The following is a 14,181-nucleotide window of genomic DNA, read 5'->3' as shown; positions in this document are numbered from 1 at the left end:
CTATTAAACAGCTTGACGTAATTGCTCTTCTTCTAAAATTCTCTTGTTGATATTTTCTTCTTTCCTCTGACAAACATTATTACGAATAAGTGCAGCAATAACAAGTAAAGTCCCTACAATATCAAACATTGTTATTTGATATCCTTGCATCATCATAATAACTAAGGTTGTAATTGGTACAAAATTAATAAATAAAATCCCATTAATGGACGATAAAATTTTCACACCATAGTTCCAAGCTAGTAACGCTACTATTCCTGGTAATGTCATCATAAATAACAAATCGTATTTCACAATAAAAATCGTTCCCATACTCGGAACTGAAACATATCCAAACGCCGTTATAATTATCGTTATAATTCCTGTAACAGTCGTACCGAATACACACGTCAACGTAGAATAACGTAATGTTGACCAATCGCTACACGTTTGACCACCCATCGTATAAATAACCCAGCCCACAACTCCAACAAATATACATGCTAGCGAAAACATGTTATCTTTCAATGTTAAAAAGAAACTCATATCACCTTTTGTAATAACAAATACAGCCCCTATAAAAGCGATAATCATGCTCGTTATCATATACTTTTTCGGTTTTACACGCTTATATCCCCATAGGATACAAATAGAAATCATCGGCATAAGTGCTTCCATAATGGAGGCTACCATCACACCTGATTTTCCCATTAACATTTGACCTAAAAATATAAGTACATTATATACAGTAAACGCCATCGTTCCGAAAAAGACGAGTAACTTTCCTCTTCCCTCTAAACGAAATGCCCGTTTTCCTTCTTTCATTAACAACAATATAATCAGCATTATCGCCACCGCTCCATAGCGAATAAGCGAAAAGTAAAATGGATCTATGTATTCTAACGCATGATCAGCAACTGGAAACATTGCTCCCCATGACATACTTGCAATTAAACACGCTAAAGCGCCTATTATCATTTGACCTTTTCTCACCGCAATCCCCCACTTCTTTCTATTTGCACAAAGAGAATTGTAAAAGAAAAAATATATCACGTAAAATGATTCAAAATGATGTTAACTATCATTTATAATGATAGTTAACATCAAGGAGGATCGTATTATGGAATTAAGAGATTTACAAATCTTCCAGAGCGTTGCTGACCAAGGTAGTGTAAGTAGCGCAGCAAAAGAATTAAATTACGTACAATCAAATGTAACAACGCGTATTAAACAACTGGAGAACGAGCTGAAAACACCGCTCTTTTATCGTCATAAACGAGGCATGACTTTAACAGCTGAAGGAAGAAAAATGCTCGTTTATGTTAATAAAATTTTGCAAGATGTTGAGGAGCTAAAACAAGTATTTTTAGATAGCGAAACACCCTCTGGCATATTAAAAATCGGTACTGTCGAAACAGTAAGTACATTACCTACCATTTTATCTTCTTACTACAAAAGCTATCCGAACGTCGATTTATCATTACAAGCAGGTTTAACAGAAGAATTAATTAGAGAAGTACTCGATCATCAATTAGACGGTGCTTTTATATCAGGGCCAATAAAACATCCCCTTATTGAACAATACGATGTTAGTACAGAGAAATTAATGCTTGTAACACAAAATAAAGCTTTTCATATAGAAGAATTTACAACAACGCCTTTACTCGTTTTTAACCAAGGATGTGGATACCGTTCCAAACTAGAACGATGGCTGAAAGATGAAGGTTTGCTACCAAAAAGAATTATGGAATTTAATATATTAGAGACTATATTAAACAGTGTTGCACTCGGCCTTGGAATTACGCTCGTACCACAGTCTGCTGTCCACCACCTTTCTAAAGCAGGGAAAGTACATTGTCATGCAATCCCTGAAAAATACGGCAGTATTTCAACGGTTTTCATACGCCGCAAGGATAGCTATATGACAAATTCAATGCGTAGCTTTTTAAAAACAATCGAAGAGCACCACCACATTAATATGCTTTAAAAGACATTCTTACACGAATGTCTTTTTTTCTTACAAAAGTGTAAGTCTTCCGTAAGCTAATTCGATAGTTGCCGGCGATCATATTTCCTATAATTAAGACATAAAGCAGGGCAACAACAATTCGAAAAGGAGCGGATACGCATGATGAACAAAATGAAATCAAACAAATTTTTAAATATAATGGGCATGGTGCTATCCGCACTTGTCGATGCAAAAGCTGTTGCAACTACATTAAACAAATAAGGAGAGATTATAATGAACAACATTACATTTAACAAATCAGACTTTATCGGACTTGCAAGTGGAGCGACTCTTCTTACAGCTTTCATTTACACACTTGCTAAAGGTCTTGTTTAACACTTTGTTTCCCCAAACCCCTCTATATATAGAAAAAGCTGCTCGTCTTATAGACAAGCAGCTTTTTCTATATATAGTTTGACCTGTTTTCGTCATATCATATCCGCCAATCGCTTTTAGTTCATTATGAAATTCTTCCGATTGCAGAATGTCTTTTACAACTTCGATCAGCTTTTCATTTTCTTTATTCTTCAAAATCACTAAATCATACTGCTCTTTCATGATTGGAATAAAGTCTACATTTACAATTTGCGAAAACTTTTCTGATCCTACTCCCACATCAGCTTTCCCATTCGCGACTTGCGTGGCAACACCAAGATGATTCGACTCTTCCCATTCATATCCACTAATATTCTCTTTATTTAACTTTTGAATGCGCAATTGTTCATCCACTAGTACCCTAATACCAGAACCTTTTTCTCGATTTACAAATCGTATAGATGAATGAGATAAATCAGCCCATGTTTTTATATTTTTTGGATTTCCCTTTTGCACATAAAACCCAACGTTCCTTGCTAATAAATTAATCATCGTACATGGTTGTCCTACTAAAATACGTTTTACGTAAGGAACATTATATGTACCCGTTTCGCCATCAAACAAATGCAAGCTAACGATACTTCCTTCTCCTTGATACATTTTTACTAGGCTCGTTAAACTACCTTGATATGCCCTTAATATATTTGAACTTGGCAGGCGATTTTCTATACGTTTTGCCAACATGTCTAACGTTAGTTCTTGTCCACTAATAATACATGTATTCGAGATACTATTACTGTCATTCTTTACAGAAGTAACTTGTACGTTACCTGTTTTCATTTGCTTAATATATTGTTCTAAATCTGCTGCATCAATGCGCATCTGTCTACCAATTCTATAAGAAGGCAGTTCTCCTTTTTTAATTAAATCGTATACAGTTAATTTTGATACTTTTAATCGCTTCGCTACTTCTTCCGTTGTGTAGGAATGATGATTCATAGACGATTCCTCACTTTCTTTCTTCATTGTAACAAAGAAAAGAATATTTCTCCTATATTTTAAAAATAACTACATCGTTCAAATTATATTCAATTATAACTAGTTATATTTAGTTATATTTAGTTATATTTAATTATGTCAAAACGAAAGGGGATTTTTTATGAATAAGTTTACATTACAATCCATCGGGGCACTTATCCTTTCTTTTCTTCTTATATTTAGTGTTGCATGTACAAGCGGAGAGAAGAAAGAGAAATCAACCGCTAAAGAAGGAAAAACAGTTGAACTTACTATATCAGCAGCTGCAAGCTTACAAGATGCGCTAAAAGAAATTGAAACAAAATATAAAGAAAAAGAACCTAATATTAAACTTTCTTTTAACTTCGGCGCTTCTGGTGCACTTCAACAACAAATCGAACAAGGTGCACCTGCTGATTTATTCTTCTCAGCAGCCGAAGATAAATTCCAAACTCTCGTTAAAAAAGGATTCATTAATGAACAAGAGGGGAAAAATCTCCTTGGAAACGAACTCGTTCTAGTCGTCCCAAAAGATAGTTCTCTTACAAAAATTCAAGATTTAAAAGATGAAAAAATAAAAAAAATCGCACTTGGTACACCTGAATCTGTACCTGCGGGAAAATACGCAAAAGCTTCTCTCACACATGAAAATCTTTGGAATGACATTCAAAATAAAGTCGTATTTACAAAAGATGTTCGCCAAGTGTTAACATATGTAGAAACAGGTAATGTTGATGCTGGTATTGTATACAAAACAGATGCTCTTATTTCAAACAAAGTAAAAATTGGTGAGACAGCAGCGGCTACTTCTCATGAGCCAATTCACTATCCTTTAGGTGTTATAAAAGAATCTAAACACAAGAAAGAGGCGACTTCATTTTATGAGTATTTGCAGTCAAAAGATGCACAATCTATCTTTAAAAAATACGGATTTACAGTCCTATCATAATTGCCATGAGCTTTGATACTATTTTATCACCAATCTTTCTATCTTTACGAGTAGCTGCATGTGCCACCATTATCGTTACCATTTTAGGAACGATAATCGGACGAGCGCTAGCACGCTCCTCATGGAGATATAAAGTAATATTAGAAACTATTTTCTTACTACCAATGGTACTTCCGCCAACTGTAATCGGCTTTTTTCTCATTATCATTTTTGGAAATAACAGTCCTATTGGAACGTGGATAGAATCAATATTTCAGCAATCTATTATGTTCACATCTACTGCTGCTATCATTGCTTCTACAGTTGTTGCATTTCCGCTTATGTACCAATCAGCAAAAACAGGATTTTCTATCGCGAATGTACAAATTGAAGAAAGTGCTCGTGACCTTGGTGCAAGTGAATATCAAGTTTTTCTACACGTCACACTTCCGCTTGCATTTCCTGCCTTACTAAGTGGAATGATTTTGAGCTTTGTTCGTGCGCTTGGTGAGTTTGGTGCTACGCTCATGTTTGCCGGAAACATTCCTGGTAAAACACAGACTATCCCAACTGCCATTTACATGGCGATTGATGCAAGTAATATGCAGCTCGCCTGGACACTAGTAGTTATCACTATTAGTATGTCCCTCCTATTTTTGCTATGTATTCAGCTTATTAATAAAAGAATTACTAACTCTTAAGGCAGCTCTTTTTGAAGCTGCTTTTTTATTTCTTAGGAAATAAAAATATACCACCGGGAAATAACTGAATTTTAAATTTTATTTAAATATACATTCTATTTGAATTTACTTTCTAAAATAGGCAATTTCCTGTTATTATATGGAGGTGTTTGAAAAAATGAAGAAATGAAAACGCATTTATATCTTGAATTCTTCATCCTGTTTTAGCGATCGGTAATCTTCTACTCTAGTAGTGGGGCATTACCGATCGTTAGAACGATATGTAATTATATTGGTATAGCAAAACGAAGGGAGTCTTGTAATGGACATTTTATTAGCGCTTCTTCCTGCAATTGCATGGGGAAACATCTTATTAGTAAGCGTAAAAATGGGCGGTGGTGCATATAGCCAAACGGTAGGTATGACAATCGGTGCTCTATTCTTCGCAACAATTATGTATGTATTTACTCAACCAGCTTTAACAATGACAATCTTGATTGTTGGTTTTATTTCAGGTTTATTCTGGGCTTTAGGACAAGTAAACCAATTAAAAACAGTTGAAAAACTAGGCGTTTCAACTACTGTAACAATTTCTACTGGTATGCAACTTGTTGCAACTTCTATCTTTGGGGTTATCGCTTTCCGTGAGTGGACTACTACTACAACGATCATTCTGGGAACGATTGCAATCCTATTAATCGTAGTTGGTGTTGTATTCACATCATTAGATGATAAAGAAAATGCTCAGCCACCAGGACAATTGAAAAAGGGACTTCTTACTTTAATTGTTTCTACTTTTGGCTATCTTGTATATGTAATTATTATTCGTTGGTATAACATCGATGGTTGGTCTGCTATTTTACCACAAGCAGTTGGTATGTTTGTTGGTGCGGTTGTACTGACATCTAAACATAAACCATTTAACAAATATGCAATCCGTAACGCTTTATCTGGTTTACTATGGGGAACTGGAAACTTATTCTTACTTCTTTCATTACCACGTGTCGGAGTAGCAACAAGCTTCCCATTATCTCAAACTGGAATCGTTATCTCAACATTTGGTGCGATTGTCTTCTTAGGCGAAAAGAAAACGAAACGTCAATTGATCTTTATTGCACTAGGTAGTGTTTTAATTATCGGCGGCGCTGTATTACTTGGTATGACAAAAGCATAAACTTATAAATTATTAATCTCTGAAGCAGTTATGCTTCAGAGATTTTTTATTACAACTGTTTTTTAAGTATAATAATTTTTATAACCTTATTTGTATTAAACCTCTTCCCTCCATTTTCATCCTTCTCACAATAAGCCTTTTCTTTTTACAAAATTCTCTTAAAAATGGTATCGTTTTTTATAACATATCTCCACTAGAAAGGAATAGAGGATATGCTAACTAAACATCGAATTCTATTTATTGGTGCTGGTCGTATGGCAGAAGCTATATTTTCCGGATTACTTAAAACAAGCAAAGAATACATCGAAGAGATTATCGTTTCTAACCGAAGTAACGTAGAAAAGCTAGATCAATTACGAGCGCGATATAATGTGTCTACTACAACAGATTGGAAGCAACATGTTACATCTGTTGATACGATTGTTTTAGCAATGCCGCCTTCTGCACATGAAGAATTATTAGCAGAGTTATCTCCGTTACTATCGAATCAACTTGTCGTAACGGTAGCTGCCGGCATCGGCCCATCTTATTTAGAAGAAAGACTTCCTAAAGGAACGCCTGTTGCTTGGATTATGCCAAATACAGCTGCTGAAATTGGTAAGTCTATCTCCTTATACACGATGGGACAATTCGTAAACGAGACTGATCAAGAAACCCTGCAATTGCTTTTAGGGGGCATTGGTACTTCGCAACTTTGTACCGAGGAAGAAGTTCATCAACTTACTGCAGTTACTGGAAGTGCACCAGCCTTCCTTTATTACTTTGCTGAAAGTTTAATTGAAGCAACAAAAAGTTATGGAGTCGATGAAGCAACCGCAAAACACCTTGTCATTCAAATGATTTCTGGCTCTGCTTCTATGCTTGAACAAACACAAGATCCAGCTAACCTCCGTGAACAAGTAACAACGCCAGGTGGTTCCACAGCTGAAGGTCTCAAAGCTTTATATGAATATAATTTTTCAGAGGCAATTCAAAAAGCAGTAGAAGCAACAAACAAAAAAGCTAGGGGGAAATAATATGAATTTAACAAGTTTAAAAGACTATACAACATTACATAACGGTGTAAAAATGCCTTGGTTCGGTTTAGGTGTTTTTAAAGTAGAAGATGGTTCAGAAGTAATTGAATCTGTAAAATCAGCAATTAAAAATGGTTACCGCAGTATTGATACTGCAGCAATCTATCAAAACGAAGAAGGCGTTGGACAAGCAATCCGTGAATCAGGTGTTGCACGTGAAGAATTATTTATTACATCAAAAGTATGGAATAGCGATCAAGGATATGAAACAACACTTCAAGCATTTGAAACTACATTAGAAAAATTAGGTCTAGAATATTTAGATTTATATTTAGTACATTGGCCTGTAAAAGGAAAATATACTGAATCATGGAAAGCGTTAGAAAAGCTTTATAAAGATGGCCGTGTTCGCGCTATCGGTGTGAGTAATTTCCATATTCACCACTTACAAGACGTATTTGAAATTGCTGAAATTAAGCCAATGGTCAATCAAGTGGAATACCACCCACGTTTAGCACAAGAAGAATTACACGATTTCTGTAAAGAACATAATATCCAGCTTGAAGCTTGGTCACCGTTAATGCAAGGACAACTACTAGATAATCCAACGTTGCAAGAAATTGCGAAAAAATATAATAAATCAACTGCGCAAATTATTTTACGCTGGGATTTACAAAACGAAGTTGTAACAATTCCCAAATCAATTAAAGAACATCGTATTATTGAAAATGCAAACATCTTCGACTTTGAATTAAGTGCTGATGATATAAAAGCAATTCAAGCTTTAAATGAAGATCGTCGCGTTGGTCCAGATCCAGATAACTTTAACTTCTAGTAGAAAAACCACTGCCATATGCAGTGGTTTTTCGTTAAAGAAAACTGAAAATTTAAACTATATTTCATTCAGTTGACACTTCATCATCCAAGGTGTAAGATTTTGAATTATCAAAGAAACACAAAAATTAATAAAGTTTATTCGTTTACTCATTGTATCAAGAGAGGTGGAGGGACTGGCCCTTTGAAACCTCGGCAGCAGGTTCATTTTTGAATACTGTGCCACTTCCTGCAAGCTTTATAGCTTGAAAGATAGAATGAGGGACTTCGTTTATATACGGGTGCATAACTTGTACGTAAAAATCCCTCTTTCTCAATATGAAAAGAGGGATTTTTTATTTTTCATTTCCCTCATCATCATCCAAACTTAATTATTTAGGAGGAAAATCAAATGAAAAAGAAGTTTGTACCCGGTATTGCATCAGTTGTAGGAGTAAGTATTTTATTAACTGGTTGCGGTAGTTATAAAAACGAAGCAAGCGGAGCAAATGCAAAAGACGAGGCGCCTAGTAAACAGGTTTTAAACTTATCTTCACCTACTGAAATACGAACAATGGATACAGCTCGTGCTACAGATACTGATTCTGGTCAAGTAATGAGAAACGTATTTGAAGGTTTGTATAACCTTGGTGAAGGTAATAAACCTGTCCCTGGTGTTGCAAAATCTCATGAAGTAAGTGGCGATAAAACGAAATACACATTCCACCTGCGAGATTCAAAATGGTCAAACGGTACTCCTGTTACAGCGAAAGATTTTGTCTTCGCTTGGCAAAGAGCTGTCGATCCAGCAACAGCCTCTGAATATGCATTTCTATTCTTTGATATTAAAAATGCAACAAAAATTAACAACAAAGAACTTCCAGCCGACCAACTTGGTGTAAAAGCAGTTGATGACCATACGTTTGAGGTAGAATTAGAGCGTCCTGTTCCTTATTTTATTAGCTTAACAGCGTTCCCAACATTTCTACCAATTAACGAGGAATTCTTTAAAAAACAAGGTGATAAGTACGCTTTAGAAGACAATACAATCTTGTACAACGGCGCTTTTACACTAAGCGATTGGAAGCATGAACAAAGCTTTAAATTCAAGAAAAACCCTACCTATTGGGATAAAGATACTGTCAAACTAGAGGAAATCAATTTTAACGTCGTAAAAGAAAAATCAACAGAAGTAAACTTATTCGAATCAAAACAATTAGACCGTATAAAATTAACATCTGATTTCGTTGATAAATATAAAAAGGATGCAAACTTTAAAGAACGCCCGAACGTAGGCGTACAATTTTTACGTATGAATCAACAAAACAAAGTACTGCAAAACGTTTCTGCACGCCAAGCAATTGATCAAACAATTGATCGAAAATCCTTTGTAAATACGTTATTAAATGATGGCTCTACACCAACCTTTGGTCTCGTTCCAAAAAACTTTGCAAAAGGGCCTGATGGAAAGGACTTCCGTACTATAAATGGAGATTTAACTAAAGTTGATACAAAATCTGCACAAGAGTTATGGAAAAAGGCAAAACAAGAGCTTGGTTCTGAAAAGATTACATTAGAATTATTAACGAGTGATGCTGACCTTGATAAGAAAACAGGTGAGTTCTTAAAAGGACAACTAGAAAAGAATTTAGATGGATTAACAGTAAATGTGAAACCACAACCACGTAAACAACAAGTTTCACTTTTATTAAAAGGTGACTATGAAATCGGTATTGATGGCTGGAGCCCTGACTTTGCTGATCCAATTACATTCCTTGAATTGTTTACAACGAATAACCCTTACAACTTGGATCATTACTCTAATAAGGAGTTCGATGAAACAATTGAAAAAGTGAAAACGACTTTAGCTGGTGATGAAAAAGCTCGCTGGGAAGCATTACTAGCATCTGAGAAAATATTATTTAAAGACTCTGTTATCGCTCCCCTTTACCAAAAAGGCGAATCTTATTTAGAACGTTCTTATGTGAAAGGAATTGTGCAAGTAGACTTTGCAGGCCAATTAAACTTCAAATGGGCACAAATTGAAAAATAAAAGGCAAGCTGAATCGATATTTTTCTATCTACAGTAATTATTTTATTAAAAAAATGTATTAAAAGCGGATTCTCAATAAGAGGAAATCCGCTTTTTTAATATATTATTTTAAAAAATTAATGCTCAAATTTTTATTATTGACATATAGTTCTCTCCAGTGTTAATATTCTAAATAATCAAAGAAACGAAATATTTCACCATCATAATATAACGTCTACTACGTCGAAGCATATAATGATAAATTATAGTTCAACATGTATATACATATAGAACACCTGATTACCTACATGTACATATTTATAATAGGTTTTCTCTTCTTCTATAGATACACTTCAAAACATGGACATTATGACGTTACGAAACAACACATTTAGGGAGGAACGAACAATGAAGAAAAAAGTTGTACCTGTTGTTGCATCTGTTTTAGGGGCAAGTCTATTACTAACTGCTTGCGGGGGAAATAAAGATAACGCAAGCGGAGCGAAAGCAAATGATAAAGCACCTGATAAACAAGCAATTAACTTATCATTTGCTTCAGAAATTCCAACAATGGATGTTGCAAAAGCAACGGATGGGGAATCCATGAACGTAATGCGTAATGTTTTTGAAGGGTTATATGCAATGGGAGAAGATAATAAACCGATTCCTGGTGTCGCTGAGTCGGTTGACGTTAGTCCCGATAAAACGAAATATACATTCCATCTGCGTGATTCAAAATGGTCAAACGGTACTCCTGTTACAGCAAAAGACTTTGTCTTCGCTTGGCAACGTGCCGTAAACCCTGATACAGCAGCTGAATATGCATTCTTATTCTTCGATATAAAGAATGCGAAACAAATAAACCAAAAACAATTGCCGATTGATCAACTAGGGGTCAAAGCTATTGATGACAAAACATTAGAAGTACAACTAGATCGTCCTGTTCCCTACTTCTTAAGTTTAACGACATTCTCAACATTCTTACCAATTAATGAAGAGTACTTAAAGTCTCAAGGCGATAAATACGGTTTAGAAACAAATCATTTAATTTACAACGGTGCCTTCACATTAGATAACTGGAAACACGAGCAAAGCTTCCAACTGAAGAAGAATCCTAACTATTGGGATGCTAAAACGGTGAAATTAGAAGAAATCAACTTCAATGTCGTTAAAGATAAGTCTACAGAAGTTAATTTATATGATTCAGGACAAATTGATCGCGTTGCTTTAACTGCGGAGTTTGTTGATAAATATAAGGGCGATCCAAACTTCAAAGAACGCGCTGAAGTTGGCATTCAATTTTTACGACTCAATCAAAAAAATGAAACATTAAAAAATCAACATGCACGCCTTGCTATTAACGGAGCAATGAATAAGAAAGCATACGTAGAAACAATTTTAAATAACGGCGCTGTTGCAGCTGAAGGAATGGTTCCTGCGAAATTTGCAAAAAGTCCTGATGGCAACGACTTCCGTAAAGAAAATGGAAATCTAGTGAAAGATGATGTGAAAACAGCGAAAGAAAACTGGAAAAAAGCGAAGCAAGAACTGGGTACTGACAAAGTAACAATTGAACTCTTAACAAGTGATAATGCTTTAGCTAAAAAGACTGGTGAATATTTAAAAGGTGAACTAGAAAAGAACTTAGATGGATTAACAGTAAATTTAAAACCACAACCACGTAAACAACAGTTAAAACTACTGTTAAGTGGTGACTATGAAATCGGTATTGATGGCTGGGGCCCTGACTTCGCTGATCCAATTACATTCTTAGATTTATTTACAACAGATAGTGCTTACAACTTCGATAAATACTCTAACAAAGAGTACGATGAGCTAATTCATAAAGTAAAAACAGATTTAGCTGGTGATGAAAAAGCTCGCTGGGAAGCAATGAAGCAAGCTGAAAAAATTCTATTACAAGACGGTGCTGTCGCTCCTTTATACCAACAAGGTCGTTCTTACTTACAACGCTCTTTCATTAAAGGACTTGTAACAACTGACTTCGGTGGTGAGTTTAACTACAAGTGGACAGAAGTTGCAAAATAATAAGTGCTAATAAAAAGGTATCCCACCGAGGATACCTTTTTATTTTATGCTTCTTTAACTACAGAGCTTCTTCTTCCCTTTACCATTCCTTTTATAGCTAAAGTCATCACTGCTACTGATTGTGTAACCAATACAATAACTAATAATGAAATAATATTTCTCTCTAAACTAACTCCTCCAAATATTATTGTATAATAGCCATTCGCTGCATATGTTGCAGGAAATAATCCGCCGATTGTTTGATATGTTTTAGAAAGCATTTCATGTGGGACAATTACACCGGAACTTACAAGTTGTAACGATAGTGAGATAATATTAAAAATCATACCTGCGTTTCCAAACACAGTTAGAAACATTTGTGTTAATGAAAGAAATGCGAAGAAAACTATTGTCAATAATCCTCTTCCCCTTCTTTTTGCATTGAACTAAAACTCATCATAAATATAAACAAAAACATCAAATATGTTCTCCATGTCAAAGAAGGTGTATGCCCTGACCAAATATAGCTAACTAAATAGTTAATTCCCATAATGCAAGACGATATTACTAAACTAATACTTATTAGTTTTACATATTTGAGCATATCTTTTCTCCTTGTTTTTTATTTTTCTACTTCTTCAAATTGTAGATTCACCGGTTCTTCTAAGAGTGTTTCATAAAAGTTCTCTGCCAAATCTGTTGTAGGAATTTTTTCATCTACTTCATCAAATCGAATACTATCTAGCCACACATAACCTTCTCCTGATAATAAAACACCAAATGCAATACCAAGCGCTCCTTCTTTTATATCTAATACAACTGAGTACGATTGCCAATTATTCGTATTTTTAATGGGACGATTTTGCATATTATCCATAGCAAGCGGTTCTGTCTCTTTTCCATCTACTCGCATCCACAATCCTGCCCAATCTCTTACATTTTCACTCTTAACAAATGCTGTAAAACGTAATCTCTTCCCTACATATTTATCTGCTCGGAACATTTGCATTAATGTTGAAAATCCTCCGTGCGTAACATTCTCTTTTGCTTTTATGTATGCAGATACTTTCCCTTGATGGACAACTTCATAATCTAAACCCATCTCATATTCAGCAGGATGACTTCCACTTAAGATCCATCCTTTCGGTATACCTTTTTGCATTGAAACACCCTCTCTTTCTATATAAAATGACTGGAAGTACTTTCGATATTTCTTTGGTGGCAATTGAAACATTCTTTTAAAAGCTCTCGTAAATGCCTCTTGTGAGGAAAAACCATATTGCATTGCAATATCAATAACTGCTCTTTCAGTCGATACTAAAGTTTGCGCAGCATGAGTTAACCTTCTCTTTCGAATATAATCCGTTACACTCATCCCAACATATCTTTGAAAGATACGATGAAAATGGTACATCGATACTGCACTGTAAGATGCCACTCTTTCTGTTGTAAGCTCCTCATGTAAGTGATTCTCTATATATTCAATTGATTTTTTTATTATCTCTTTATACTCTTCATGCATTTTAGTCCCTCCCTCACAACTTCAATTTACCATATACATACAAATCGTTTTTGATTTAAATTGCGGATTAGCCCTTATGACTACAGAATAATAATTTATTTTTAACACATACATAATTACATGATTTTGGGAAAAACTTGTATAGAACGAATTTACATAAGGAGGAATTTATAATGAGAACTCTACTATCAGTTTTATTAGCTCTTATGCTAGTACCTGCATTAACAGGATGTAAAGCTCCTGCAAAAGAAGATACAACTTCTAATAAAAAGACGACTGAAGAAGCAAAAAACGAGGCTCCTGCAGATTTAAAACTAAACTTCAATGAATTCGATTTAAAGGCAGACTACCAAGATACAAAGAAAGACTACGAAGCAGACTATAAAAATGTAGCAGCTGATAAGAAAATGGAAGCAAAAATTGAAGATCATAAAGCAGATGTAAAATTAACAGGAGACGAGGCTATCACAAAATTAAGCCCACTTCTACAAGAATTAAAATTTGATAAAGATACTGCTGACCAAGAAGTAATCGATCAAGTAGTGAACGTGTTCAAACTTGATAAAGACTATCAAAAATTTGATTTAGAAGTTGTCTTCTCTGATGGAACGAAAAAAGAATATAAAAGAGAAATAAAATAAAGAAGTAGGCAGTTGCCTACTTCTTTAT

14 protein-coding genes, 1 pseudogene and 1 riboswitch are annotated in these 14,181 nt (G+C 34.8%); of the genes and pseudogenes, 10 read left to right on the top strand and 5 right to left on the bottom strand.

The annotated features are described in order from the left end of the window. Positions 1–3: 3 nt before the first annotated feature. Positions 4–972: a DMT family transporter gene (locus tag PSR14_RS01180; protein ID WP_113732510.1), complete on the bottom strand. Its 969-nt coding sequence runs from the start codon at positions 970–972 to the stop codon at positions 4–6. 127 nt (positions 973–1,099) lie between these two features. Here PSR14_RS01180 and PSR14_RS01175 point away from each other — a divergent pair, with 127 nt between their 5' ends. Next, positions 1,100–1,966, top strand: coding sequence for a LysR family transcriptional regulator (locus PSR14_RS01175; RefSeq protein WP_000423059.1), 867 nt, complete (start codon positions 1,100–1,102; stop codon positions 1,964–1,966). A 255-nt stretch (positions 1,967–2,221) separates the two neighbouring features. Next, complete coding sequence (locus PSR14_RS01170) at positions 2,222–2,323, top strand: DUF3948 family protein (protein ID WP_001060016.1); 102 nt, start codon at positions 2,222–2,224, stop codon at positions 2,321–2,323. A gap of 69 nt (positions 2,324–2,392) precedes the next feature. Here the strand turns inward: PSR14_RS01170 and PSR14_RS01165 are convergent. Then, positions 2,393–3,328: pseudogene (locus PSR14_RS01165) on the bottom strand (substrate-binding domain-containing protein); the annotation flags it as partial. 133 nt (positions 3,329–3,461) lie between these two features. Here PSR14_RS01165 and modA point away from each other — a divergent pair. The 7 genes from modA (at position 3,462) to PSR14_RS01130 (ending at position 12,011) form a co-directional block, all read left to right on the top strand. Continuing rightward, the gene (modA, locus tag PSR14_RS01160; protein ID WP_001032220.1) at positions 3,462–4,268 is read left to right on the top strand and encodes a molybdate ABC transporter substrate-binding protein; all 807 of its coding nucleotides are present in this window, start codon (positions 3,462–3,464) and stop codon (positions 4,266–4,268) included. A 5-nt stretch (positions 4,269–4,273) separates the two neighbouring features. Continuing rightward, the gene (modB, locus tag PSR14_RS01155) at positions 4,274–4,948 is read left to right on the top strand and encodes a molybdate ABC transporter permease subunit (RefSeq protein ID WP_001996525.1); all 675 of its coding nucleotides are present in this window, start codon (positions 4,274–4,276) and stop codon (positions 4,946–4,948) included. A gap of 301 nt (positions 4,949–5,249) precedes the next feature. Beyond that, the gene (locus tag PSR14_RS01150) at positions 5,250–6,101 is read left to right on the top strand and encodes a GRP family sugar transporter (RefSeq protein ID WP_000353544.1); all 852 of its coding nucleotides are present in this window, start codon (positions 5,250–5,252) and stop codon (positions 6,099–6,101) included. A gap of 212 nt (positions 6,102–6,313) precedes the next feature. After that, positions 6,314–7,117: a pyrroline-5-carboxylate reductase gene (gene proC, locus PSR14_RS01145; protein ID WP_000956262.1), complete on the top strand. Its 804-nt coding sequence runs from the start codon at positions 6,314–6,316 to the stop codon at positions 7,115–7,117. A gap of 1 nt (position 7,118) precedes the next feature. Then, positions 7,119–7,952, top strand: a complete 834-nt coding sequence (locus tag PSR14_RS01140) for an aldo/keto reductase (protein ID WP_001054822.1) — start codon at positions 7,119–7,121, stop codon at positions 7,950–7,952. A gap of 151 nt (positions 7,953–8,103) precedes the next feature. Then, positions 8,104–8,210: riboswitch (SAM riboswitch) on the top strand. Between the two features lie 132 nt (positions 8,211–8,342). Further along, entirely contained in the window at positions 8,343–9,983 is a 1,641-nt protein-coding gene (locus PSR14_RS01135; RefSeq protein ID WP_000726476.1) for a peptide ABC transporter substrate-binding protein, read from the top strand. Between the two features lie 387 nt (positions 9,984–10,370). Beyond that, the gene (locus tag PSR14_RS01130; RefSeq protein WP_000731078.1) at positions 10,371–12,011 is read left to right on the top strand and encodes a peptide ABC transporter substrate-binding protein; all 1,641 of its coding nucleotides are present in this window, start codon (positions 10,371–10,373) and stop codon (positions 12,009–12,011) included. A gap of 44 nt (positions 12,012–12,055) precedes the next feature. On the opposite strand, the gene PSR14_RS01125 is transcribed toward PSR14_RS01130, so the two are convergent. Genes PSR14_RS01125 through PSR14_RS01115 form a run of 3 tightly spaced genes read right to left on the bottom strand, consistent with a single transcriptional unit; the run spans position 12,056 to position 13,512 of the window. Beyond that, a complete protein-coding gene (locus PSR14_RS01125) occupies positions 12,056–12,406 on the bottom strand; it encodes a hypothetical protein (RefSeq protein WP_000156940.1) in 351 nt (116 codons plus the stop codon). Next, positions 12,403–12,594 carry a hypothetical protein gene (locus tag PSR14_RS01120; protein WP_000922544.1) on the bottom strand — a complete coding sequence of 64 codons (192 nt, stop codon included), beginning with the start codon at positions 12,592–12,594 and terminating at the stop codon, positions 12,403–12,405. Before PSR14_RS01120 ends, PSR14_RS01125 begins: the two co-directional genes overlap by 4 nt. An 18-nt stretch (positions 12,595–12,612) precedes the next feature. Next, positions 12,613–13,512: a helix-turn-helix transcriptional regulator gene (locus PSR14_RS01115; RefSeq protein ID WP_000544210.1), complete on the bottom strand. Its 900-nt coding sequence runs from the start codon at positions 13,510–13,512 to the stop codon at positions 12,613–12,615. A gap of 173 nt (positions 13,513–13,685) precedes the next feature. Here PSR14_RS01115 and PSR14_RS01110 point away from each other — a divergent pair, with 173 nt between their 5' ends. Beyond that, a complete protein-coding gene (locus PSR14_RS01110; protein ID WP_001259643.1) occupies positions 13,686–14,153 on the top strand; it encodes a YusW family protein in 468 nt (155 codons plus the stop codon). The last annotated feature ends 28 nt before the right edge of the window (positions 14,154–14,181 follow it).

It is taken from the genome of Bacillus sp. A01H (assembly GCF_045277205.1).
Classification (GTDB): domain Bacteria; phylum Bacillota; class Bacilli; order Bacillales; family Bacillaceae_G; genus Bacillus_A; species Bacillus_A paranthracis.
This window is presented reverse-complemented; position numbering and strand designations above follow the sequence as displayed.